19 protein-coding genes are annotated in these 23,281 nt (G+C 70.3%); 13 read left to right on the top strand and 6 right to left on the bottom strand.

Annotated elements, in window-relative coordinates; all coding sequences use genetic code 11:
* Positions 1-99 precede the first annotated feature (99 nt).
* From PKF00_RS20395 to pyrR, 3 genes are read right to left on the bottom strand one after another with little or no spacing between them, the layout of a single operon-like run.
* The gene (locus PKF00_RS20395) at positions 100-1,395 is read right to left on the bottom strand and encodes a dihydroorotase (protein WP_271219174.1); all 1,296 of its coding nucleotides are present in this window, start codon (positions 1,393-1,395) and stop codon (positions 100-102) included.
* Entirely contained in the window at positions 1,392-2,324 is a 933-nt protein-coding gene (locus PKF00_RS20390) for an aspartate carbamoyltransferase catalytic subunit (protein WP_271219173.1), read from the bottom strand. Before PKF00_RS20390 ends, PKF00_RS20395 begins: the two co-directional genes overlap by 4 nt.
* Complete coding sequence (gene pyrR, locus PKF00_RS20385) at positions 2,321-2,890, bottom strand: bifunctional pyr operon transcriptional regulator/uracil phosphoribosyltransferase PyrR (protein ID WP_271219172.1); 570 nt, start codon at positions 2,888-2,890, stop codon at positions 2,321-2,323. The genes PKF00_RS20390 and pyrR overlap by 4 nt, the downstream gene beginning before the upstream one ends.
* Before the next feature lie 275 nt (positions 2,891-3,165).
* On the opposite strand from pyrR, the gene PKF00_RS20380 reads away from it, so the two are divergent.
* The 10 genes from PKF00_RS20380 to PKF00_RS20335 all read left to right on the top strand — a co-directional run bounded on the left by PKF00_RS20380 (position 3,166) and on the right by PKF00_RS20335 (position 13,980).
* Entirely contained in the window at positions 3,166-4,089 is a 924-nt protein-coding gene (locus tag PKF00_RS20380; protein WP_271219171.1) for a F0F1 ATP synthase subunit gamma, read from the top strand.
* 92 nt (positions 4,090-4,181) lie between these two features.
* Entirely contained in the window at positions 4,182-4,457 is a 276-nt protein-coding gene (locus PKF00_RS20375; RefSeq protein WP_271219170.1) for a DUF3040 domain-containing protein, read from the top strand.
* 268 nt (positions 4,458-4,725) lie between these two features.
* Entirely contained in the window at positions 4,726-6,105 is a 1,380-nt protein-coding gene (locus tag PKF00_RS20370) for an amino acid permease (RefSeq protein WP_271219169.1), read from the top strand.
* A gap of 45 nt (positions 6,106-6,150) precedes the next feature.
* Complete coding sequence (locus tag PKF00_RS20365; protein WP_271219168.1) at positions 6,151-7,395, top strand: arginine deiminase; 1,245 nt, start codon at positions 6,151-6,153, stop codon at positions 7,393-7,395.
* A 24-nt stretch (positions 7,396-7,419) separates the two neighbouring features.
* Positions 7,420-8,424: an ornithine carbamoyltransferase gene (gene argF / locus PKF00_RS20360; RefSeq protein WP_271219167.1), complete on the top strand. Its 1,005-nt coding sequence runs from the start codon at positions 7,420-7,422 to the stop codon at positions 8,422-8,424.
* 55 nt (positions 8,425-8,479) lie between these two features.
* Entirely contained in the window at positions 8,480-9,415 is a 936-nt protein-coding gene (arcC, locus tag PKF00_RS20355) for a carbamate kinase (protein ID WP_271219166.1), read from the top strand.
* A gap of 94 nt (positions 9,416-9,509) precedes the next feature.
* Positions 9,510-10,934, top strand: coding sequence for an amino acid permease (locus PKF00_RS20350; protein WP_271219165.1), 1,425 nt, complete (start codon positions 9,510-9,512; stop codon positions 10,932-10,934).
* The gene (locus PKF00_RS20345) at positions 10,931-11,839 is read left to right on the top strand and encodes a universal stress protein (RefSeq protein ID WP_271219164.1); all 909 of its coding nucleotides are present in this window, start codon (positions 10,931-10,933) and stop codon (positions 11,837-11,839) included. The genes PKF00_RS20350 and PKF00_RS20345 overlap by 4 nt, the downstream gene beginning before the upstream one ends.
* Positions 11,840-12,110: 271 nt before the next feature.
* Positions 12,111-12,605: a transcriptional regulator BldD gene (bldD, locus tag PKF00_RS20340; protein WP_271219163.1), complete on the top strand. Its 495-nt coding sequence runs from the start codon at positions 12,111-12,113 to the stop codon at positions 12,603-12,605.
* 151 nt (positions 12,606-12,756) lie between these two features.
* A complete protein-coding gene (locus tag PKF00_RS20335) occupies positions 12,757-13,980 on the top strand; it encodes a PP2C family protein-serine/threonine phosphatase (RefSeq protein WP_271219162.1) in 1,224 nt (407 codons plus the stop codon).
* Positions 13,981-14,094: 114 nt separating this feature from the next.
* Here the strand turns inward: PKF00_RS20335 and PKF00_RS20330 are convergent, their stop codons facing one another.
* Positions 14,095-14,541, bottom strand: a complete 447-nt coding sequence (locus PKF00_RS20330) for an SAV_6107 family HEPN domain-containing protein (protein ID WP_271219161.1) — start codon at positions 14,539-14,541, stop codon at positions 14,095-14,097.
* An 813-nt stretch (positions 14,542-15,354) separates the two neighbouring features.
* Here PKF00_RS20330 and PKF00_RS20325 point away from each other — a divergent pair.
* Entirely contained in the window at positions 15,355-18,243 is a 2,889-nt protein-coding gene (locus PKF00_RS20325) for an AfsR/SARP family transcriptional regulator (protein WP_271219160.1), read from the top strand.
* A 28-nt stretch (positions 18,244-18,271) separates the two neighbouring features.
* On the top strand, positions 18,272-18,481 hold the full coding sequence (locus PKF00_RS20320) for a hypothetical protein (protein ID WP_271219159.1): 210 nt from the start codon (positions 18,272-18,274) through the stop codon (positions 18,479-18,481).
* A 311-nt stretch (positions 18,482-18,792) separates the two neighbouring features.
* Here the strand turns inward: PKF00_RS20320 and PKF00_RS20315 are convergent, their stop codons facing one another.
* A complete protein-coding gene (locus tag PKF00_RS20315) occupies positions 18,793-19,770 on the bottom strand; it encodes an NUDIX hydrolase (RefSeq protein ID WP_271219158.1) in 978 nt (325 codons plus the stop codon).
* A gap of 112 nt (positions 19,771-19,882) precedes the next feature.
* Positions 19,883-22,816 (bottom strand): M36 family metallopeptidase, encoded by a 2,934-nt coding sequence (locus PKF00_RS20310; RefSeq protein WP_271219157.1) that lies wholly within the window; start codon positions 22,814-22,816, stop codon positions 19,883-19,885.
* A 69-nt stretch (positions 22,817-22,885) separates the two neighbouring features.
* On the opposite strand from PKF00_RS20310, the gene PKF00_RS20305 reads away from it, so the two are divergent.
* Positions 22,886-23,185, top strand: coding sequence for a hypothetical protein (locus tag PKF00_RS20305; protein WP_271219156.1), 300 nt, complete (start codon positions 22,886-22,888; stop codon positions 23,183-23,185).
* Positions 23,186-23,281 lie beyond the last annotated feature (96 nt).

The raw sequence follows: 23,281 nt of genomic DNA, 5'->3' as shown, positions 1-23,281 counted from the left end.
AACTGAAGGGCGCCTCTCCATGATGTGGGACGACCTCCCGCCGCCCGGGCAGCGGCGCCGCCGCGCGCGGGTCGTTCACGCGTGGCGAGCGGGAGGAGGTCACGCGAGCTTTCCGTCCAGGACGGTCGGCCTGCCGCGCAGGAAGGTCGCCACGACGCGGCCGGGCAGGCTCCTGCCCTCGTAGGGCGTGTTGCGGCTCTTGGAGGCGTAACCGGCCGGGTCGACCTCGGTGCGCGCCTCCGCGTCGTAGAGGGTGATGTTGGCCGGCGCGCCGACCTCGATCGGCTGGCCGTGGTCGGCCACCCTGCCGATCCTGGCCGGGGCGTGGGACATGCGCTCGGCGACCCCCGCCCAGTCGAGCAGCCCGGTCTCGACCATGGCCTCCTGGACCACGGACAGCGCCGTCTCCAGGCCGATCATGCCCATGGCCGCGGCGGCCCACTCGGTCTCCTTGTCCTCGAGCGGGTGCGGGGCGTGGTCGGTGGCGACGCAGTCGATCGTGCCGTCGGCCAGGGCCGCGCGCAGCGCCTCCACGTCCGCGCGGGTGCGCAGCGGCGGGTTCACCTTGTAGATGGGGTTGTAGGAGCCGACCGGGGAGTCCTCGACGAGGTCGTCGGTCAGGAGCAGGTGGTGCGGGGTCACCTCTGCGGTGACGTCCCAGCCCTTCGACTTGGCCCAGCGGACGATCTCGACGGAGCCGGCGGTCGACAGGTGGCAGACGTGCAGGCGGGAGCCGACGTGCGCGGCGAGCAGGCAGTCGCGGGCGATGATCGCCTCCTCGGCGACCGCGGGCCAGCCGGTCAGGCCGAGCCTGCCGGAGACCGCGCCCTCGTTCATCTGCGCGTCCTTGGTCAGGCGCGGCTCCTGGGCGTGCTGGGCGACCACGCCGTCGAAGGCCTTGACGTACTCGAGCGCGCGGCGCATGAGCACCGCGTCCGAGACGCACTTGCCGTCGTCGGAGAAGACGCGGACCCGCGCGGCCGAGTCGGCCATCGCGCCCAGCTCGGCCAGACGTTCGCCCTCGAGGCCCACGGTGACGGCGCCGACCGGGCGGACGTCGCAGTGGCCCGCCTCCTGGCCGAGCCGCCAGACCTGCTCGACGACGCCGGCGGTGTCGGCGACCGGGTCGGTGTTGGCCATGGCGTGCACCGCGGTGTAGCCGCCGAGGGCGGCGGCGCGGGTGCCGGTCTCGACGGTCTCCGCGTCCTCCCTGCCGGGCTCGCGGAGGTGGGTGTGCAGGTCGACCAGGCCCGGCAGAGCGATGAGGCCCCGGGCGTCGACCGTCTCGTCACCGCTCAGGTCCTGGCCGATCTCCGCGACGACGCCGTCGCGGACCAGGATGTCGACCGGCTCGCCGCCGAGGATCCTGGCGCCCTTGATGACGATGGTCTTCACTGGATCTCTCCTCCGAGGTCGGCGCCGCCGAGCAGCAGGTAAAGGACGGCCATGCGGGTGGTCACCCCGTTGGCGACCTGCTCGACGATCGTCGAGCGCGGTGAGTCGGCCACCTCGGCCGCGATCTCCATGCCCCGGTTCATCGGGCCGGGGTGCATCACGACGGCGTCGTCGTGCAGCTTGGCGACGCGCTCGCGGTCGAGACCGTAGCGGCGGCTGTACTCCCGCTCCGTGGGGAAGAACGCGGCGTTCATCCGCTCGCGCTGCACGCGCAGCATCATCACCACGTCGGACTTGGGCAGCACGGCGTCGAGGTCGTAGGAGACCTCGCACGGCCACGAGTCGACGGTCACCGGCAGCAGGGTCGGCGGGGCGACCAGGGTCACCTCGGCGCCGAGCGTGGCCAGCAGCAGCACGTTGGAGCGGGCGACCCGGCTGTGCAGGACGTCGCCGACGATCGTGACCTTCCTGCCGTCCAGCGAGCCCAGGCGGCGGCGCATTGTGAAGGCGTCGAGCAGCGCCTGGGTCGGGTGCTCGTGGGTGCCGTCCCCGGCGTTGACGACGCTGCCGCGGACCCAGTTGGCCAGGCGGTGCGGCGCGCCGGAGGCGCCGTGCCTGATGACGACGGCGTCGGCGCCCATCGCCTCGAGGGTGAGGGCGGTGTCCTTGAGCGACTCGCCCTTGGAGACGCTCGACCCCTTGGCGGAGAAGTTGATCACGTCGGCCGACAGGCGCTTGGCCGCGGCCTCGAAGGAGATGCGGGTGCGGGTGGAGTCCTCGAAGAAGAGGTTCACCACGGTACGGCCGCGCAGGGTCGGCAGCTTCTTGATGGAACGTTCCGAGATCTTCGCCAGCTCGTCGGCGGTGTCCAGGATCAGCAGGGCGTCGTCACGACTCAGGTCGGCCGCCGAGATCAGGTGCCGTTTCACTTGTCGCCTTCCTTCAGCAGCAGGACCGCGTCACGGCCGTCGTTCTCCTCCAGGTAGACCTTGACGATCTCGGACTTGGAGGTCGGGAGGTTCTTGCCCACGTAGTCGGCCCTGATGGGCAGCTCTCGGTGGCCTCGGTCGACCAGGGCGGCGAGCTGGACGGCCTGCGGGCGGCCCAGGTCGTTGAGCGCGTCGAGCGCGGAGCGGACCGTGCGGCCCGAGTAGAGGACGTCGTCGACGAGGACGACGATCCTGCCGTCTATGCCGTCCGAGGGCAGCTCGGTGCGGCCGAGCGCGCGGGCGGGGCGCAGGCGCAGGTCGTCGCGGTACATCGTGACGTCGAGGGATCCGACGGGCACGGAGCGGCCCTCGAACTGCCTGATGTAGGCGGCCAGGCGCTGGGCCAGATGGACGCCCCTGGTGGGGATCCCGAGCAGGACGATGTCCTCGGCGCCCTTGGTGCGCTCGAGGATCTCGTGGGAGATGCGGATCAGCGCGCGATTGATGTCGGGTCCCTCGAGGACCGCGTGGGCGCTGCCGCGGGCATGCGAAACGGCGTCAGCCAAAGAGAACACCACCTTTCCCGCCTCACAGGACGGGTCTTAAAGGAAGTCGACGCCCTCACGTTAGCAGCCGGGCGACGATGCCCCAGAACCAGCCCCTTAGTTCCTTAATGGTGACAAAATATGACATAAGGGGCATAAGCCCCTAACGGGGGGCGCGGATTGGCAAAACCTGGCCTGCCGCCGACCGTAACGGCAGCTCATCGCGGGCAGTGCTGTGAAGATGGCCTCCTCACCGGCAGGAGAGGCCGAGGATCACGGAGGCACCGGGAGGCACCATGGGGGCAGAGCTCCGCGCGATCCGCGCGCGCATCCGGTCCGTCAGGTCGACGGCCAAGATCACCCGAGCCCAGGAGCTCATCGCGTCCTCACGGATCCCCAAGGCCCGCCAGCGCCTCGAGGCCGCCAGGCCGTACGCCGAGGAGATCACCAGGGTGTCCTCCATCATGATCAGCCACGGCACGCGCATGGACCACGCGCTGCTCAACCGCAGGCCGGACACCTCCCGCGTCGCCGTGCTGGTGATGAGCAGCGACCGGGGCTTCTGCGGGGCCTTCAACAACAACGCGCTGCGCCAGGGCGACGCGCTCGCCACGCTTCTGCGCGAGCAGGGCAAGGAGCCGACCTTCTATCTGTGCGGCCGCAAGGCGGTCGACTTCTACCGCTTCCGGCACAGGAAGACGGAACGGGAGTGGGTCGGCCTGTCCGACAGCCCGGTCTACGAGGTGGCCGCCGAGATCGGGCAGACCCTGGTCGAGGCCTTCGACATGCCGACCAGGGAGGGCGGGGTCGGCGAGGTGCACGTCGTGTTCACCGAGTTCGTGTCCATGCTGAACCAGCAGACCAGGGTGCACCGGATCCTGCCCCTGGAGATCGAGGAGCAGGAGATCGGCGGCGGGGGCGAGGGATCCCTGGCGGCCCCGCCGCCGCCGTACGAGTTCGAGCCGAACCCCGGGGCCGTGCTCGACATGCTGCTGCGGCAGTACGTCAGGGGACGGATCTGGCGCATGCTGCTGGAGTCCAGCGCCGCCGAGCACGCCTCCAGGCGGCAGGCGATGATGTCGGCGACGGAGAACGCCCACGAGCTCGTCGCGCAGCTGACCCGGCGGGCCAACTCCGCGCGCCAGGGCGAGATCACCACCGAACTCACCGAGATCTCGGGCGGGGCGGAGGCGCTGGCCCACTCGAAGGCCGAGGACTGACAGCGAAGATCTACCCCCTCCGACTTGGCAAAACCCGACAAAGTGGCATTAAAATCCTCCGCGTCATCGTCAGCCACCGGGGGATGGAAAACATGGGCCTGTCCGCTCGCGAAAAGCGCACTCTCGACGGGATCGCCGACCGGCTCTACACCGAGGATCCGCTCCTGGCCGAGTCCCTGTCGTCCTTCGCGACCGGCGCGGTCACCGCCGAGCCCCTGTCACCCCGACGCGGCCCGTTCCCCGCGGTCCTGCTTCCCGTCGCCCTGCTGGCCGCGATCATGGCGATCATGGCCGTGCTGCTCCCGCCGATCTCGGGCACGGCCGAGGCCGACCCGGCCCCCGTCTCCCACACCCTGATCCGCGGCTGATCCGGGCCTGACCGGGCCGGACAGCGGCCCGACCCGCGCCCGGCTCCGGCCCGGCTCGGGAACGCCCCGTGAACACCCCTCCCCCGGCCCATCGGACACCGGCGCCGCCCATCCGCCCTGGCAGGGCGGGTTTCGCCCTTTCCCGCCCCGGGGACCTCATTAGGTATTGCCACTGAAAGTGAGCAATAGGGGGATATGTGCCGGGGGGCGCACCATGGGGGATTCCTTTGGCGACCGTCCGCGAGGACGGACCGCCGCAGAAGAAGGGGTGATCCGCGACGAGGCAGCCGAGGCGATCGCCGAGGAACACGGCAAGCTCGGCCTCCCCGCGGCGATCTCCCTGATCGTGGGCAACATCGTGGGCACGGGCGTGTTCCTGCTGCCCGCCTCGCTCGCCGCGTACGGCACCATCAGCATCGTCGCCATGGCCCTGGTGTCGATCGGCGCCATCGCCCTGGCCATCGTGTTCGGCAGGCTGGGCGCGCGCCTGCCCACCGGCGGCGGCCCCTACGCGTACGCCAAGGACGCCTTCGGCGAGTTCTCCGGCTTCTGGAACGCCTGGTCGTTCTGGCTCACCGCCTGGATCGGCAACGCCGCGATCGCCGTCGTCTGGGTCAACTACGTCAACTACTTCCTGAACTGGACCTCCCCCGTCGCCCAGATCGCGCTGGCCCTGGTCGCGCTCTGGATCCCGGCGCTGATCAACCTGAGCGGCGTGAAGAACATCGGCGCCTTCGCGCTGGTCACCGCGGTGCTGAAGTTCATCCCGCTGATCTTCGTCGCGGTGGTCGGCCTGTTCTTCGTCCAGGGCGGCAACTTCGGCCCGTTCGTCGCGACCGGCGGCAGCTGGATCGCCGCCCTGTCCACCGCGGGCGCGCTCGCATTGTTCATCTACTCGGGCGTGGAGAGCGTCACCATCGTCGCGGAGAAGGTCAGGGACCCCGCCCGCAACATCGGCAAATCCAGCGTCTACGGCGTGCTGATCTGCGCCGCGATGTACATGCTCAGCACGGTCGCCATCTTCGGCACCGTCCCGCACGACGCGCTCGTCAACTCCACCGCCCCGTTCGCCGACGCGATCAACAACATGTTCGGCGGCAGTGTCGGCGGCGGCATCATGGCCGCCTGCGCGATCGTCTCCGGCATCGGCGCCATCAACGGCTGGACCATGCTGGTCGCGGAGATGCCGATGGCCGCGGCCAGGGACGGACTGTTCCCGAGCGTCTTCGCCAGGGAGTCGCGCCGCGGCGTGCCGTGGGTCGGCATCGTCGCCGGCACCGCGCTGACCTCGCTGGTCGCGGTCTACAACTACTTCGGCACCGAGGACGGCTTCAACAAGATCCTGCTGATCGCCACCTTCACCACGGTCATCCCCTACTTCTTCTCCGCGTGCGCCCAGCTGTTCTGGCTGGTCACCGGGGCCAGAAGGATCAGCGGGGCCAGGCTGGGCCGTGACCTGGCGGTCACCGCCGTGGCGATCCTGTTCGCCTTCTGGATGACCTACGGCGCGGGGATGGAGGCCATCTTCATCGGCTTCCTGATGCTCCTGGTGGGTATCCCCGTCTACATCTGGACCAAGGCCAAGCGCGGCGAGTACGGCCCGGGAGGTGAGGTCCCCGCGTCACCCCACGGACGACCCGGCCGGTGACGCCCCCCGCAGCGAGAACCCGTCAACGACGACGAAGGAAGAGAAATGGCTTTTCACGTCGACTCCGAAGTCGGTCGGCTTCACCGCGTCCTGCTCCACAAGCCCGAACTGTCCCTGAAACGGCTCACCCCGTCGAACAAGGACGAGTTCCTCTTCGACGACGTGCTGTGGGTGCAGCGCGCGGTCGAGGAGCACGAGGAGTTCCAGCAGGTGCTGCGCGACCGCGGGATCGTCGTCCACATGCTGGCCGACCTGCTGCGCGAGACGATCGACATCCCCGAGGCCCGCAAGTACATCCTCGACCACGTCATCGACGAGCGCTTCTTCGGGCCGATGGCCGTCGACGCCCTGCGCAACGCGCTGGACGCGATGGACTCGGCCGACCTGCAGCTGTACCTCACCGGCGGGATCACCAAGCAGGAGCTCATGGACAGGGGCACCGACCCCAAGAGCCTGGCCTTCCACACCCTGGACCCGGAGGACTTCGTCCTGCCGCCGCTGCCCAACCACCTGTTCACCCGCGACACCTCCTGCTGGATCTACGACGGCGTCTCCGTCAACGCGATGAAGAAGAAGGCGCGCCAGCGCGAGACCGTGAACTACGAGGCCGTCTACCGCTTCCACCCGCTGTTCGCCCCGGGGTTCGACAGACCGGACGAGGGGGGCTTCAACCTCTGGATGCCGGGCCTGGCCTCCGCGCCCGCGACCATCGAGGGCGGCGACGTGCTCGTCCTCGGCAGGGGGGCCGTGCTGATCGGGATGAGCGAGCGCACCCAGCCCCAGGCGGTCGAGATGCTCGCGCGGAGCCTGTTCTCCAAGGGCGCCGCCAAGAAGATCGTCGCGTTGAACATGCCGAAGGCACGGGCGTTCATGCACCTGGACACCGTCATGACCAACGTGGACGTCGGGGTGTTCACCAAGTTCGCCGGGCTGGGCATGCTGCCCTCGTACACCGTCGAGCCCGGTGACACGGAGAAGGAACTCAAGATCACCGATCACGCCCCGGAGGACATGCACCGGGCCATCGCCTGGGCCATGGACATGGACGAGATCAGGATCCTCACCCCCACCCAGGACGTCTACGCGGCCGAGCGGGAGCAGTGGGACGACGGCTGCAACGTGCTGGCCGTCAGCCCGGGCGTGGTCGTCGCCTACGAGCGCAACACCACCACGAACAACTACCTGCGCGACAACGGCGTCGAGGTGATCACCATCAGGGGCAGCGAGCTCGGCCGGGGCCGGGGCGGTCCCCGGTGCATGAGCTGCCCCCTCGAGCGCGACGGCATCTGATCTCTTCTCACGGGGGGCACACACATGGCATTCAACCTGCGCAACCGAAGTTTCCTCAAAGAGCTCGACTTCACCCCCGAGGAGTTCAGGTTCCTGATCAAGCTGTCGGCCGACCTCAAGGCCGCCAAGTACGCCGGGAGCGAGGAGCCGCACCTCCGGGGCAGGAACATCGCCCTGATCTTCGAGAAGACCTCGACCCGCACCCGGTGCGCCTTCGAGGTCGGCGCACACGAGCAGGGCGCCCACGTCACCTACCTGGACCCGAGCGGCTCCCAGATGGGTCACAAGGAGTCGGTGAAGGACACCGCGCGGGTGCTCGGCCGGATGTTCGACGGCATCGAGTACCGGGGCAGCAAGCAGGCCTACGTCGAGGAGCTGGCCGCCTACGCGGGCGTCCCCGTCTGGAACGGCCTCACCGACGAGTGGCACCCGACGCAGATGCTCGCCGACATGCTCACCATGCAGGAGCACAGCGACAAGCCCCTGCGCGAGGTCTCCTACGCCTACCTGGGCGACGCCAGGAACAACATGGGCCACTCGCTGCTGGTCACCGGCGCGATGATGGGCATGGACGTGCGCATCGTCGCCCCCGAGGAGCTGTGGCCCGACGACAACGCGGTCGTCAAGCCCGCCAGGGACCTGGCGAAGGAGACCGGGGCGAGGATCACCGTCACCGCCGACGTGGCCGAGGGCGTCAAGGGCGTCGACTTCCTCTACACCGACGTGTGGGTGTCCATGGGCGAGCCGAAGGAGGTGTGGGACGAGCGGATCAAGCTGCTCATGCCGTACCAGGTGAACGCCGGGGTGGTCGAGGCCACGGGGAACCCGAGGGTGAGGTTCATGCACTGCCTGCCGGCCTTCCACAACCGGGAGACCAAGGTCGGCGAGGAGCTGTTCGAGAAGACGGGCCACGAGGCTCTCGAGGTCACCGAGGAGGTCTTCGAGTCGTCACGCTCGATCGTCTTCGACCAGGCGGAGAACCGGCTCCACACCATCAAGGCCGTCATGGTCGCGACCCTGGGGGACTGAGCATGCGCGCCACCGCACCCGTCGTCGAGCCCGCCGTACCCCTGGGAGGCTGAGAATGCGCGTCCTGGTCGCCCTGGGGGGCAACGCGCTGCTGCGCCGGGGGCAGAAGCCCGACGCGGAGACCCAGCGGGAGAACGTCCGCGTCGCCGCCGCGTCGCTGGCGAGACTGGCCGAACGGCACGAGCTGATCATCACCCACGGGAACGGCCCGCAGGTGGGCGTGCTGGCTCTGGAGAGCGCCAACGACCCCAACCTGCCCAGGCCCTACCCCCTCGACACGATCGGCGCGGAGACCCAGGGGATGATCGGCTACTGGATGCTGCAGGCGCTGCAGAACGCGCTGCCGGGCAGGCAGGTGGCCGCCACGGTCAACCAGACGCTCGTCTCCGCGGTCGACCCCGCCTTCGACGACCCGACGAAGTTCGTCGGCCAGGTCTACGAACAGGCAGAGGCGGAGAAACTGGCCATGGAGTACGGCTGGACGGTCAAGCCCGACGGGCAGTACTGGCGCAGGGTCGTGCCCTCCCCCGTCCCGCAGCGCGTCGTGGAGACCCGGCTGCTGCGCCGCCTCGTCCGTGACGGCGTGGTCACGGTCTGCGCGGGAGGAGGCGGGATTCCGGTCATCCGCAACGACAAGGGTCAGCTCCAGGGAGTCGAGGCGGTCATCGACAAGGACCTGACCGCCTCGGTGCTGGCCGAGGCCCTGGAGGCGGACGTCCTCATGGTCCTCACCGACGTGCCGCGGGTCGCCAGGAACTTCGGCACCCCGCAGCAGGAGGAGATCTTCCACGCCACCCCGCACCAGCTCCGCGCCGAGCGCTTCCCCGCGGGGTCCATGGGGCCGAAGGTCGAGGCGGTCTGCAGGTTCGTCGAGACGACCGGCGACATGGCCGCGATCGGGAAACTGGACGAGGCCGAGCGGATACTGGACGGCAAGGCGGGCACCATCGTGACCCCCAACGCCACCTGGCCGCTCGCCAGCACCCTGTGATCGGACGGCCCCGCGCGTTTCGGCGGGCGGGGTCCGGTCAGTCCCCCCGACACGACGGATCATCCGCATACCGGCCCAGTCGAGGGGGCGCCCCATGGTTTCCGTGTCGCAACGGCTTTTCCGCACCAAGCCCGCCCAGCAGATCGTCGCGGAGGGCGGCCACGGCGAGGGCGGCGAACTGCGCCGGACCATGACCCTGTGGCAGCTCACCCTCTTCAGCGTCGGCGCCACGCTCGGCACCGGCATCTTCGTCATCCTCGGCCAGGCCGTGCCGAAGGCGGGGCCCGCCGTGGTCGCCTCCTTCGTGCTCGCCGCGATCACGGCCCTGTTCTCCGCCCTGTCGTACGCCGAGCTGGCCGGGACCATCCCGGTCTCCGGATCGTCCTACTCCTACGCCTACGCGACGCTGGGCGAGCTCGTGGCGTGGGTGTGCGGCTGGTGCCTGATGCTGGAGTACGCCGTCTCCGTCGCGGCGGTCGCGGTCGGCTGGGGCGAGTACCTCAACCACTTCCTCCGCGACCTGTTCGGCTGGCAGCTGCCGGACGCCATCACCCACTCCCCCGGCGACCAGGGCGGAGTGATCAACCTCACCGCGATCCTGATCGTCCTGCTGGCCACCTGGCTGCTGCTGCGCGGCGCCTCGGAGAGCGCGACCGCGAACGCGGTCTTCGTGCTGATCAAGGTCGCGGTGCTGGCGTTCTTCTGCGTAGTGGCCTTCACCGCCTTCGAGAGCGGCAACCTGACGCCCTTCGCCCCGCTGGGCATCGCGGGCATCACCGCCGCCGCCTCGCAGGTCTTCTTCTCCTACATCGGCTTCGACGCGGCCTCCACCGCCGGCGAGGAGGCCAAGAACCCCAAGCGCGACCTGCCCCTGGCGATCATCTTCTCCCTGGTCATCGTCACGGTCATCTACGTGCTGGTCGCGCTGGCCGCCGTAGGGGCCATGCCGTGGCAGGAGTTCGACCCGGAGAGCACCGAGGCCAGCCTCGCCCTGATCGCCGACCAGGCGACCGGCTCCACCTGGGCGGGCGTGATCATCTCCTTCGGCGCGGTCATCGCCATCGCCAGCGTGGTCCTCACCGTGCTCTACGGCCAGACCCGCATCCTGTTCGCGATGTCGCGCGACGGCCTGATCCCGAAGATCTTCGAGAAGGTCGACCCGCGCCGCCAGGTCCCGATCGCCAACACGCTCATCGTCGCGGCCTTCGTCTCCGTGCTCGCCGGGTTCATCCCGCTGGGCCAGCTCGCCGAGGCCACCAGCATCGGCACCCTGTTCGCCTTCGCCATCGTCAACGTCGGCGTGCTCGTGCTCCGCTACACCCAGCCCGACCTGCCCCGCAGCTTCAGGACCCCGTTCTTCCCCGTGACGCCGATCCTCGGAGTGATCTTCTGCATCCTCGTGATGATGGGACTGGCCGGCGTCACCTGGCTGGCCTTCGGGATCTGGATGGTCGTCGGCCTGCTCGCCTACTTCCTGTACGGCTTCCGCCACTCGCGCCTCAACCGGAGTGTCCGATGAAGATCGACCAAATCCTCGCCGGGTTCATTCCCGGCGGCCGCGGCCAGGACGGGCTGAGGCTGGCCGTGCTGCTGGCCCGCCAGACGGGGGCCAGGCTGACGGTCGGACACGTGCACGTGCCCGCCTGGCCGACGCCGGGCCCCGGCAGGATCGACGCCGAGTGGCGGACCTACGTGGCCGAGCAGGCCGCCCACACCCTGGAGCAGGCCCGCAATGCCATGGCCGACGTACGGGACGTGCCGGTCGAGTACGTCTCGGCCGCCCACCGGGGCAGCGGGCGCGGCCTGGTCCAGCTCGCCGGAAGGATCGGGGCCGACGTGGTGGTCGTCGGCTCGGCTCCGGGAGGCGGCAGGGGCCGCATCCGGATCGGCAGCACCGCCGACCAGCTCCTGCACACCTCCCCGGTGCCGGTGGCCCTGGCCCCCCGGGGATACGGCGAGGAGCGCCCGCCCGGGATCGAGAGGCTGACCGTGGCCTACCGGCGCGACCCGGCCTCGGACGAGGCCGTACGGCAGGCCTTCGCGCTGGCCGCGCGGACGGGCGCGTCGCTGCGCCTGATCACCATCGTGCTGAGCGGCGGGCGGCCGGCGAAGGTCGAGGAGGAGATGCTCGGCAGGCTCAGGGAGAGGGTGGCGGCCGACCTCGAGGAGATCTCCAGGAGACACGGGGACGTCCAGGTCGAGGTGAACGTGCTCGAGGGCAGGAACGTGGCGACGGCGCTCAGCCGTATCGACTGCGAGGATTCCATCCTGATCTGCGCCTCCAGTGAAACCGGACCGCTGCGCCGGGTCTTCCTCGGCGACACCTCGTTGAAGATCATACGCTCGGCGCCGTGCCCGGTGATGATGTTGCCCAGGAATCCCCCCAAGAAGTCAGGGTCCGCCGGGAAGCACGAGAAACCGTGATGATTCACTATCCGCGATGGGACAAGCACGGCGTTTGAGGCGGACCACATCGGATCGGATTCGACATCTTTTTTCCAATCAGCTTGACCTTAGGCGTCCACAGCTTTACCGTCACTGTCCGTAACCACACCTCGCGACGTTACCGGGTAAACCCTGACGCTTCGGTCACCGAAGGTGCCTACCCCGGGCGCCATACCGGTGGCTGGGGCATAAGTTGCGAGGGAGCACAATCAAGTGAAAGCAGTACATAACAGAGCCGGGGGGCCACACGATGCCGTCTGAATACGCCAAGTCGCTGGGTGCAAGACTCCGCGCGATTCGCACCCAGCAGGGCTTGTCCCTGCACGGAGTCGAAGAGAAGTCCCGCGGCCGCTGGAAGGCCGTTGTCGTCGGCTCGTACGAGCGTGGCGACCGCGCGGTCACGGTGCAGAAGCTGGCCGAGCTGGCGGACTTCTACGGGGTGCCGGTCAATGAGCTGCTTCCCGGGGGCAGTGCGCCGAGCCCGCTCGGCCCGACACCGAAGCTTGTGATCGACCTTGAGCGTCTTGCCCAGCTCCCGAAGGAGAAGGCGGGCGCGCTGGCTCGTTACGCGGCCACCATCCAGAGCCAGCGTGGCGACTACAACGGCAAGGTGCTGTCCATCCGCCAGGAGGACCTGCGCTCTCTCGCCGTGATCTATGACAAGTCCCCCAGTGAGCTCACCGAGGAGCTCATCACCTGGGGCGTCCTGGACCCCGAGGCCCGCCGAGCCGTCGAGTCCTTCTGACGACCTGTCCGGCAGTGGGTACGTCACGCCTCGGCGTACCCACGAGCCGGAAATCTTGCCGTCTCGTTAGAACATCGCCTGCATCCCGCCACGGGTCACGATCGCTGTGGTAGGAAAAGGCAAACATGGCATTTAACGAGATGTGGTGGACATGGCCCGCGGAGAGGATCGGCACGATCACTCTCAATCGCGCCCGAAGAGCCGTTTCGACGCCCTCAAGGCGTCGCTGGGGTCGACCAAGACCCGCGCCTTCCTGCGGCTGCTGACCTCTGTCGGAGGCACCAGGACGCAGGACACGCTCAAGCTGCTGCCGTTCGTCGTCATGGCCGTGGTCGCGCTGATCGACTTCGGCTCGGGGCCGACGTCGGGACTGCTGCCCCTGCTGGCCCTCGGCCCCGCCTTCGCCAGCGTGGCCTGCGGCCTGGCCAGGACCACGGCGGTCGGCGTCATCGCCCTGGCGCTGTGCGTCGCCCTGGGGCTCTACAACGACATCCTCTGGACGTCCCGCACGAACATCACCGTGGCCGCCATCCTCGGCGTCACCGTGGCCAGCGTGCTGGCGAGCGCCGGACGGCTCCGGCACGAGCGTCAGCTCGCCGACGTCCGCTCGGTGGCCGAGGCCGCCCAGCGGGTGCTGCTGCGGCCCGTGCCGCGCAGGGCGGGCCCGGGGATCGGAGTCGCCGTCTCCTACACCTCCGCCACGGCTGAGGCCCTCATCGGCGGCGACCTGTACGAGGTGGTGACCACCCCGCACGGGGTCCGGATCATCGTGGGAGACGTCCAGGGCAAGGGCCTGGAGGCCGTCGAGACCGCCGCGGTGGTGCTGGGCGCCTTCAGGGAGGCCGCCCACGACGAGGCCAAGCTGCAGGGCGTGGTGGCCCGCCTCGAGAACGCCCTGACCAGGGAGCTGTCCGGCGAGCAGTTCGTCACCGCCATCCTGGCCGAGATCACCGAGCTGGCCGACGCCGCCGAGCTGGCGGAGGGGACCTCGATCACCGTCATCAACTGCGGCCACCCCGCCCCGATGGTGCTGGCCGCCGACGGCAGGCCCTGGTTCGCCGACCCGCCGGACGAGGCGCTGCCGCTGGGCATGGCCTCGCTGAAGGCGAGTGAGGCCGTTCCGCACCAGATCCCGTTCGAGCCCGGCGACCAGGTCCTCTTCTACACCGACGGGGTCATCGAGGCGCGCGATGGAACGGGCCAGTTCTACCCGCTGCCCGCCAGGGCGCACCTGCTGAGCGGCGCCGACCCGCAGCTCGCCCTCGACGCCCTGCGCGCCGACCTGCTGCGTCACGTGGGCAGACCTCTGGGCGACGACGCCGCCATGCTCCTGCTGCGCCACCGCGCCACCCGCCCGACGGCCTCCTCCGTCTGACTCCCCCGCCCGTCCCCCGTCCGGCCAGGGCGGGGGCACGAAGAGACCGGCCGCCCATGAGAGGACGGCCGGTGATCGGCGGGGTGTTCGGGGCGAGGACCGCCGGCGAGGGGGCTAGCCGGCCATGGGAACCCGGGTGGGCAGCATGGGCTGGGCAGGGACGCCGAGAAGCTTCTCCACCGTGACGACGAACCGCTCCGCCTCGGAGACCAGCTCCTCGGCGTCCCTGGCCGAGACCATGCGGGTCATCCCCGCCTCGGCCGCGGCCCGCTTGGTCGCGCTGATCTCGAAGTAGGGGGCCCAGTCGGCGAGTCGGGGCTCGGCCTCGGGCAGCAGCTCCCAGGCGCTGCGCAGGCGACGCCTGCGGCCGTCCAGGGGACGCGGCCGTGCGGCCAGGACGGCGGCCGCCGCCCTGAGCGCCGCCAGGTGGGCGGCGACGTAGCGGGTTGCGGGGGTTCGGGCGGCGCCCGCCTCCTCGAGGCAGTCGCGCGCGTCGGTCAGGTGCGCCCGCACCGTGGGTGAGAGCCGGGGCCCATCGGAATCGCTGAGCCGAGGGGTCATGTGCTTCAGCCTCCTTGGTCGCAAGCGGCTCCCGGCGACTTCGCCGGTCAGGCCAACATTCGCAGACCCCACCGACAAATCCGCCGGGCGGCTGGACGAGGAGCTTCCCCTCTCCCCGTCCGCCCCGGCCTGACCGGCCGTCGTCGCCGACGTCACGGACAGGACCGACCACCCTGGACGTGAGCCACGAGTCTCACGTCATTACATCGAACATAAATTCGATCACACACAGTGTCAAGTAAAGCCACGAACAAAAGTTCGATCTTCCATGGAAGGTGAAAACCAGGGAAAACCTGGATGTCTCACAGCCTTCGCCCTTGTCTCCCGGGGGCGGCCCGAACGCTCCCCGGGGTTCCGCCGCGGCGCCGCGGCCCGCCGGCCGTGCCGCCTCCTCACACCCCGGGGTGAGGGAAACCACACCCGTGGCGGGTACGCAGGACCAGTGCGCGCCGTACGGCCTTCGGGCAGATTCGACATCGTGAGCCCCCCGGGGGACGACAGGGAACGTGACACCCGCCACAGGGCCACCCCGGCTCGACGCGACGCCGCGGCCCTCGGCGGGGCCCGGGGAGGGGGCAGGCCCCCTGGCGGCGCCGTCCACGGGCCCGGCGGCGTCGGGGCGCGTCCTTCCCGCGGCTTCGCCGAGAGGGGTCGCGGGGCTTACGCGAAGATCCCTCACGGGCTCCTTTGGAGATAGCGTGTGGATTCGACGGCAGGCCTGGAACCACGACGACGAAAGGGCACGCGTGAGCGGACGGTCGCCGGGACCGGGCGGTGGGGAAATTCGAACAGGCGGTGCATACTTTGAGCGTCGTGCGGTTTTCGGTGCTGGGTCCGTTGACCATCACCCGGGACGGCGTGACCACGCCGGTCTCGAGCGGCAAGATCCGCACACTGCTCGCCTCCCTCCTTCTCCGCCCCAACCAGGTCGTCAGCGTCGACCAGCTGGTCGAGCGGCTGTGGGAGGAGCGTTCTCCCCGGGACCCACGCCGGGTGGTGCAGACCACCGTCGTGCGCCTGCGTCAGACGCCGGGGCTGGGTGAGCTGGTCCTCACGCGGCCAGGCGGGTACGTCGCCCGCCTGGAGGAGCACCAGCTCGACCTGCTGGAGTTCCTGCGGCTGACGGAGGCCGCCGAGGCCGCCGCCGACCCGGAGGAGGAGAGCCGGATCCTGCGCCGGGCCCTCGCCCTGTGGCGCGGCCCCGCGTGTGAGGACGTCGACTCCACGGTGCTGCACCGCGTCGAGACCCCGCCCCTCGCCGAACGGCGTCTGCTGGCCGTCGAGCGCCGGATCGACCTCGACCTGCGGTCGGGGCGCGACGAGGGCCTGGTCGCCGAGCTTCGTGCCCTGACCGCCGAGCACCCGTTGCGTGAGCGGTTCAGGGTGCAGCTGATGGCGGCGCTCCACCGCGGCGGCCGCCAGGCCGAGGCCCTCGACGCCTACCGGGCCGTCTTCCAGCTCCTGCAGGAGGAGCTCGGGATCGCCCCCGGCGAGGAGTTACGCACCCTGCACCAGGCGATCCTCACCGGCGACCACGAGCGCCATCCCCTGCTCGCCTCAGGACCGCCCGTCCACGGCTCCGGGCCCGTGCCCGGCGGCCCCGGAGCCGCGGGCCGTGCCAGCCTTCCGGTCCCGGACACCGAACCCCCGGCCGCACAGGTCGTGAACGAGCCCGCCGCCGGCATGGCGTACCCGCCCCAGGAGATTCCGTCGGACATCTCCCACTTCGTGGGCCGCGCAGACGAGCTGGGCCTGCTGGACAAGGTCCTCGCCGAGGGGGACCCCCGCGCGACCTCGGCTCCCAGGGCCGTCGTCATCGTCGGCAGCGCGGGCATCGGCAAGACCGCCCTCGCCACGCGCTGGTGCACGGCCGTGGCGCCCGCCTTCCCCGACGGGCAGCTGCACATCAACCTGCGGGGATTCGAGACGCTCCCCCCCATCACTCCGCTGTGCGCCCTGGCCACGCTGCTGCGCAGCCTGGGCGTGCCGCCGCAGGACATCCCGCGCGACCTGGCCGCCGCGTCGGCGTTGTTCCGGACGCGGACGGCGGGCCGGCGCATGATCGTGTTCCTGGACAACGTGTCGAACACCGAGCAGGCCCGCCCCCTCCTGCCGGGACGCGGCTGCGTCGCGGTGATCACCAGCAGGAACCAGCTGCGCGGGCTGGTGGCCAGGGAGGCGATCGCGAGGATCAGCGTGTCCCCCCTGGAGGTGTCCGACTCGCTGAGGCTGCTGGGCCGGGTCGCGGGCGAGGGCCGGATCGAGGCCGAGGAGGCGCAGGCCCGGGCACTGGCGAGCCTGTGCGACAACTCGCCGCTCGCCCTGCGCATCATCGGCGAGCGCCTCGCCAGGCAGCCGGACAGGCCGCTGGCCGCGTTCGTCGAGGAGCTCGGCGGAGGACACGAGCGGCTGGACGCCTTCGACTCCGGCGACGACGCGGGCACGGACCTGCGAACGGTGCTCTCGTGGTCGTACGAGAGCCTGAGCCCGCAGACGGCGCGCGTGCTGCGGCTGGTCGGCGGGCTCTACCCCGGAGCGCACCTGAGCCTGGCCGCCGCGAGCGCCGTCTGCGACCTGCCCGTCGACCAGACCCGCCGCCACCTCGACCAGCTGGTGGCCACCCACCTGGTCGAGCAGCACGGGCACGACCGCTATCACCTGCACGACCTCGTGCGCGCCTACGCGGCCGAACAGACCCTGTGGCAGGACTCTCCCGAGGAACGCGACGGCGCGATCTCGCGCCTGCTCGCGTGGTTCGCGCACAGCCTGTTCGCCGTCGACGTCACCTTCGCGCCCGACCGTCACAGGGATCCGTTGCCGGAGGCCGCCGGGGCCTTCACCTCCGTGGGGTTCGCCGACCACCGCGCCGCCCTGCGCTGGTGCGAGCTGGAGCATTCGACCTTCACCGCCCTGCCCGCGTGGGCCTACGCCAACCGCGCCTTCGACGCGGCGTGTCAGATCGCCTATCTCCTGGAGAACTTCCTGGCCCACTACAAGGACTGGCACATCCTCATCGACAGCCACAGGGCTGCGGTGAGCGCGGCGAGGGAGAACGGCGACCGGCGGCTCGAAGGTCACCTGCTGAACGCGATGGGAAACGCCTACGCCGAGCTTCACCGCCGTGAGGAGGCCGACCGCTGCTACCAGGAGGCCCTGTCCGCCTTCGACGCCTGCGACGACCTTCGCGGCAGGGCCAAGATCCTCGGAAACCTGGCCATGCTGGCGATCGACGCGGGCGACTACGAGACCGCCTGGCTGCGATGCGTCGAGGCGCTCGACCTGTGCACGCGGCTCGGCAACGAGCGCGGGCGGGCGCACAACCTCGACAACCTCGGTGAGATCCACTTCGGCCTCGGCGACTTCGGCGAGGCCGTCGAGACCTGGCGCGCGGCCCTGGAGATGAACCGGCGGGGCGGCTCGTTGTTCGTGCAGGCGACCAACCTGACGAACCTCGGACGCGCGTTCGCCGCGCTCGACATGCACGACCAGGCGATCGCCCGGTACCAGGAGGCGATCGCCATCAGCCGGACCATAGACAGCGACCGGGGGCTCGCCGCCGCCAGCGTGAGACTGGGTGACTCGCATCACGCCCTGGGAGACACGGCGGCCGCGCGGGACGCCTGGGCCGAAGCCCTCGGCATCTACTCCTCCTCCGGCGACCCCAGGGCCGAGGAGGTCCGCACCAGACTCACCCCGTCCTGACAGCCGTCGTGTCCCCGAGGCGCTGCCCGTGGTCGTCGGCTACTCCTCCCGCCGTGGATACCGGCTGCAACAGCTCTTCAAGGCACTCCTCGACGCCTGTCCCGAGGACCGGCGCTGGATCTACGCGGGCCTGAAGAACTTCAGCCATCTCGACTTCATCCCGGCGGAGACACAGAACAAGCCCGTCTTCCGGGCCACCCGGCGACTCGCCAAGATCCTCAACGCCACGAAGCACTAGGGGGGAACGGCCATACTCGACGAGCTGATCCGCGGCCTGCGCGATTTCCTGACCGGCGAGGAGCTCGCCCACATCGGCAAGCACGCGCTGCAGCACTTCATCAGGGACCACCTGCCCCACCTGTGGAGCTGGGCCAAGGACAACATGGGCTCCATCATGAACGCCGTCAGCACCTGGTTCTAGGGGACGAGCCCCGGGCGGCCCCTCGCGTTCCGCGCTCCGGACAGCGGCGGGAGCACGGAACGCGAAAACCCGCCCGGAAGACGGCCGTACGGCGGCGCGCGAGCCGGACCGGCGCGCCGGGACCGCCGTCAGCCCTCCCCGAACAGAACCTGGGCGATCATGCCGAGAGTCGGCCAGTCGACCAGCCGTCGCGCCATGATCGTGTCGACGGTGCACAACTCCGGCCAGGTCAGCTCACCGTCGGCGGAGACGCCGTACGGCCCGGCGTGAGGCCGGAACCACTCCAGTTCGTCCTCGGTCAGCTCCGCCGAGTAGAGGTGGGCGTGGTGAACCGAGAGGGTGGCGGCGACCGGGCGGTGGCCGTGGTGCCGCAGCCGGGCGGGATCCAGCTGGAAACCGGTCTCCTCCCAGACCTCCGTGACGGCCAGGGCGCTCGTCGTGCCCTCGCCTCCCGACCCGCCGGGGAGCTCGTGAACGAACCCGTCGGCCGCCGTGCCGGGCGAACGGTACTCACGGACCAGGACGACGAGGCTCTCCCCCGGGGAGGCCCCTCTGCGATAGAGGAGCACGTTCGTCGTGTCCGGCCGGGACAGCACCACCTCGTTGTCCTTCGTACGGTTCTCCGCCGCCACGTGGACGCTGACGTGCAGCGCCCAGAAGAACAGCGGACCGGAGCGCGCGTGAAAGCTCCAGACCGGACGCGCCGAGACGAGCCGGTTGCCCACGGCACGCTGGACCGCGTACCAGCGCCGGAAGGTGGGGGTGTGCCAGATCGGGAGCGGGACCTCGCGTTCGCCGCCACTCCTGACGACCCCGGGGCCCGTCGCGCCGAGAACGGCCCGGACGGCCTCCGCCAGGGTGGGGGCCGCGGACACGAACCGCCCCTGCCCCTGCCCCTGCGGGCGAGGCGGCCAGGCGAGAATCGCGTCACCGTACGCGCTGTCCTCACCGGTCACCAGCACCAGGCGTCCCGGCGCCCGCCAGCCCGCGCGGAACCGGGCGATCGCCTCCTGGCGAACGTCGCCCTCACAGCAGAGGCCGACCGCCGCGTGAAAACTGCCGGGAACCTCCGTGTCCTTGGAGGCCACGACCACCTCACCGCGCATGTGATCAGCATGCTTGAGGTTCGCGAAGAAGGCCAGCCTCCCCTGTTGGCCGTTTCCGTCCATTGCCCACCAGCGCGGCGGGGACCGTCGCCGGGGTCGGCGCCCCGCCTCATCAGTGGGTGAACGCCTGGAGTTCAGCCGCTCGTATCTGGTCGCGGTTGGAGCTGGCGGTGGCGCAGTCCGTTATGTCCTCTGGGACGCTGGTCTGCTGGCCCGCGTACATCGGGTTGCCGGTGCACTGCGAGGTGAGGGCGCGCAGCATCAGGTGGGTGGCGTCGGTCGCGGGCACGCGGAACGACCTGATGATCATGTCGGGGCTCATCGGCCGGGGACGATCCGCGGGGAACGCGTCCGGGCGGCTGGTGTACATCAAGCGGAAGTTCGCCGGGTCGGCACAGGCGGCACGGCAGGCGAGCAGCTCGAAGGAGCGCAGGGCCGTGAAGCGGTCCTGGTAGCCGGGGTCGTCCTGGTCGGCCCAGTCGGTCCTGAGCATGGCGCTGACCTGGATCCTGCGGACGGTGACCGGACGGTCACCGGCGAGGTCGACGACGACCGACTTTCCCGCGGGGGCTCCGGTCAGGGAGGCCCAGTTGGTCGCCTCGGTGTCGTCGATGAGCTTGGCCTGGTTGACGCCGTCGCCGGCGGCGGTCGCGCCCGCGGCGGCCGAGGCCAGGTTGCGCGACAGCGGCACCCGGAGCCGGTGTGTACGGCCCGCCGGAACGCGGGCGGTGAGCCGGGTGTGGCCGTACCCGTCACCGACGACCAGGAAGCGGTAATCGCCGGGCGTCATCTCGACCGTGTCGCCGAGCGGGGTCGCCGGGTCGGTGTCGGCGACGGGGAGCGCGCGGGCCTCGTAGTCGCCGACGTAGAGCCTCAGCACCGCGCCGTCGGCCGCCGCACCCTCAGGGGTCAGGCGCAGGAAGCCGTTGTCGCCCTTCGGGTTCACGAAACCGGGCGTCGGGTCCTCGGCGTTCGGGTCGTCGCCGGACGCGCCTTCGCCCAGGCCGTGCTCGGCGAACGCGCGCCAGATGATGTCCTGGTTCGCGCCGCCGAAGCGGACCCGGTCGGCGGCGAGGATCGCGTCGCGCTCGTCGACGAAGCCGTCCGCGCCCGGACCCGTCAGAAGCAGGGCGTCGAAGGCGAGCTGAACCCAGCGCCGATTCCCCGGGCACCGCTCGACGGGCCGCTCGCCGTCGGCGCAGGCCCGCTGCTGGGCCGGGGTCCCCTTGCCGTACCGCCTGAGGAAGGCCGCGCGCACGTCGAACTGGGCCGCCGCCCAGATCTCGCCGTCCTCGTGGGTCTGGCGGCCCACCAGGTCGTACCCTATGTCGCTGAAGTTGAGCGGCGAGTTGGACATGTCGTAGTTGCGGATGCCGTGCCCGGGGCCGCCGGTGACGTAGCCGCCGATGATGTACGGCGTGTCACCGGACGGGCGGAAGCCGTACTCGTACATGTACTCGGCGGCGAACAGGTCGCCGGTGGACTCGCTTACGCCGCCGCCCTGCCAGCTCGTCCATCCGCCGTCCGGCCCGCCGACCATGCGGCTGGTGATCGAGTGGGTGTACTCGTGCCCGAAGACCGACATGTCGTAGTCGCCGTCGACACAGGGGCCGTACCAGGTGCCGCCGATCGGCCCCCACAGCCCCATGCTCGTCATCGGTGACACCCCGTCGGGGGTGTTGACCTGAGCGGCGTCATTGTTATGGCGCGTCAGCGTGCCGGACTGGGCGTCCGCCATGTCAGGATCGTTGCCGAGGCCGCCGCGGTCGCCGTTGTCGGCCTGCATGTTCCACGCGGTCTCGGTGAAGCCGAGCCGGTACGACCAGTCGTGCATGCGGTTGAGGTTCACGTGCAGGTTGGCGATCGCGGCCTCGGTGTCGGCCCCGCCGGGCCGGCCGATCACCGCCGGGTCGCACCTGGACTCGTGCCAGGAGTTCTTCCAGGGGTAGGTGTAGTCGCGGGCCGGCGACGGCGCGTTGCCCTGGGTACCGGGTTTTTCGTGGTTGGTGTCCCCCCGGCCGTCGAAGGTGCGTACGGCGTTGCCCGCGCTGGTGTGGGTCGAGGTCTTCGTGGCCGGGTCCACGTCCCAGGCCAGGCCGGTCGCCGGGTCGCCGCCGGCGACGAGGTCGCAGCCGGGCCCGGCCGCGAAACACCAGCGCCGCCGGGTGTCGCGTGAGGAGAGGTCGCTCGGCGGGTTGGCGGGGAAGACCGTCCAGGACGGATTGTCCGGAGCAGCGGCCTTGAGGGTCTCCACCAGGTTGTCGCGGACCAGGACCGCACCGCCGGCCGCGTCCACGTGTGTGGTGTACGCGGCGGGACCGCCCTTCTGGCCGGGCGCGACCAGCACGACCTGGTACGCCCGGTGCACTCCGTCCGGAGCCGGTACGGCCACGGGCGTCACCCGCCTGGTCGTGACCGCCGTCAGATCGACCCCGCCGTCCCTCGCCGCGATCTCCACGGCCCGCTGCTCGCTGATCGTGGCGGCCGGGAGCGGGGCCGTGACGCGCGACAGCGAGGAGGAGACGTACTCCACTCTCCCACCCACGACGCCGACCGCGACCAGGCCGTCCACCCCCGCGGGCAGACCGCCGAAACGCTGCCGCAGCAGGACGGCGTGGCCGGAGCCGATCGGGTTGACCGCGACCTTCTCCAGCGCGTCCACCTCGGCGGCGGACAGGCCGAAAAGGTCCTCGCGGTTCTTGAGGTACGCGCGAGCCGCCCCCACCGCGTCGGACCCCAGGCCCTCCGCCAGCGGCCCGGACCTCGCGGTGACGACGGCCGGGGTGCCGAGCGCGTTCCAGCGCACCTCGACGCCCGGCCCGGCGCTCCGCGCGGCCAGACCCGCAGGCGGCGGAACCTTGCCTCGCCGGTTGTCCAGGTCGGGTTTGCCGGGCCCGTCCGCGAGAGGCTCCAGGAGCATGGCCCTCCTGGCGCCGGCCGCGCTTTCGGAGCCCTGGGCGGTCCCGGCGGTGGTGGTGAGCGGGAGAACCATCGTCGCGACGCCCACAGCGGCGACCGCGGAACGTAACCAGAACCTGGTCGGCATAGCCCCTCCTGTCGCGCGAGCGCGAGTTGATTTCACATATGCGATAGACGCATCACCAGAGGTAAATCGTTGCAACACATTCCAGAAGCTCAGAAAATCAGTACACAAAGGCCGATCGGTGCCATTATTGCAATTCACTGCGGCGGGGCAGTGATTCCGCTGAATATCAACGGTGCGAACGGACGGAAAGTGAAAAGAAAGCAAGAAGCACCTGGTCACCAGGGGCAGGAAGAATCCCTCGACCGGGACAACCGTCGCTGGCGCTGTTTCGCCACGACCGGAATGTGCAAGGCGGAGGTCGAATGCCGGACGACGGGTGAATCACTCGAAGTGGCGTGGTCGGTCAGAAGGCCGGCGCCGCACGGGTGAACACAGGACGGGCGAGCAAGTCGGCGGCCGGGTCGACGAGTTCGCCGGGGTGCCGCGCCGAGCCGTACCGGCGCGCGGACGGTCAACCGCCGCTTC

It is taken from the genome of Streptosporangium carneum (assembly GCF_027922005.1).
In the GTDB taxonomy this organism is placed as follows: Bacteria; Actinomycetota; Actinomycetes; order Streptosporangiales; family Streptosporangiaceae; genus Streptosporangium; species Streptosporangium carneum.
This window is presented reverse-complemented; position numbering and strand designations above follow the sequence as displayed.

Coding starts and splice junctions, on each gene's coding strand:
- PKF00_RS20380 (WP_271219171.1), top strand. CDS start 3,166: ATGGGGGCAGAGCTCCGCGCGATCCGCGCGCGCATCCGGTCCGTCAGG.
- PKF00_RS20375 (WP_271219170.1), top strand. CDS start 4,182: ATGGGCCTGTCCGCTCGCGAAAAGCGCACTCTCGACGGGATCGCCGAC.
- PKF00_RS20365 (WP_271219168.1), top strand. CDS start 6,151: ATGGCTTTTCACGTCGACTCCGAAGTCGGTCGGCTTCACCGCGTCCTG.
- argF (WP_271219167.1), top strand. CDS start 7,420: ATGGCATTCAACCTGCGCAACCGAAGTTTCCTCAAAGAGCTCGACTTC.
- arcC (WP_271219166.1), top strand. CDS start 8,480: ATGCGCGTCCTGGTCGCCCTGGGGGGCAACGCGCTGCTGCGCCGGGGG.
- PKF00_RS20350 (WP_271219165.1), top strand. CDS start 9,510: ATGGTTTCCGTGTCGCAACGGCTTTTCCGCACCAAGCCCGCCCAGCAG.
- PKF00_RS20345 (WP_271219164.1), top strand. CDS start 10,931: ATGAAGATCGACCAAATCCTCGCCGGGTTCATTCCCGGCGGCCGCGGC.
- bldD (WP_271219163.1), top strand. CDS start 12,111: ATGCCGTCTGAATACGCCAAGTCGCTGGGTGCAAGACTCCGCGCGATT.
- PKF00_RS20335 (WP_271219162.1), top strand. CDS start 12,757: ATGGCCCGCGGAGAGGATCGGCACGATCACTCTCAATCGCGCCCGAAG.
- PKF00_RS20330 (WP_271219161.1), bottom strand. CDS start 14,541: ATGACCCCTCGGCTCAGCGATTCCGATGGGCCCCGGCTCTCACCCACG.
- PKF00_RS20315 (WP_271219158.1), bottom strand. CDS start 19,770: ATGCGCGGTGAGGTGGTCGTGGCCTCCAAGGACACGGAGGTTCCCGGC.
- PKF00_RS20310 (WP_271219157.1), bottom strand. CDS start 22,816: ATGCCGACCAGGTTCTGGTTACGTTCCGCGGTCGCCGCTGTGGGCGTC.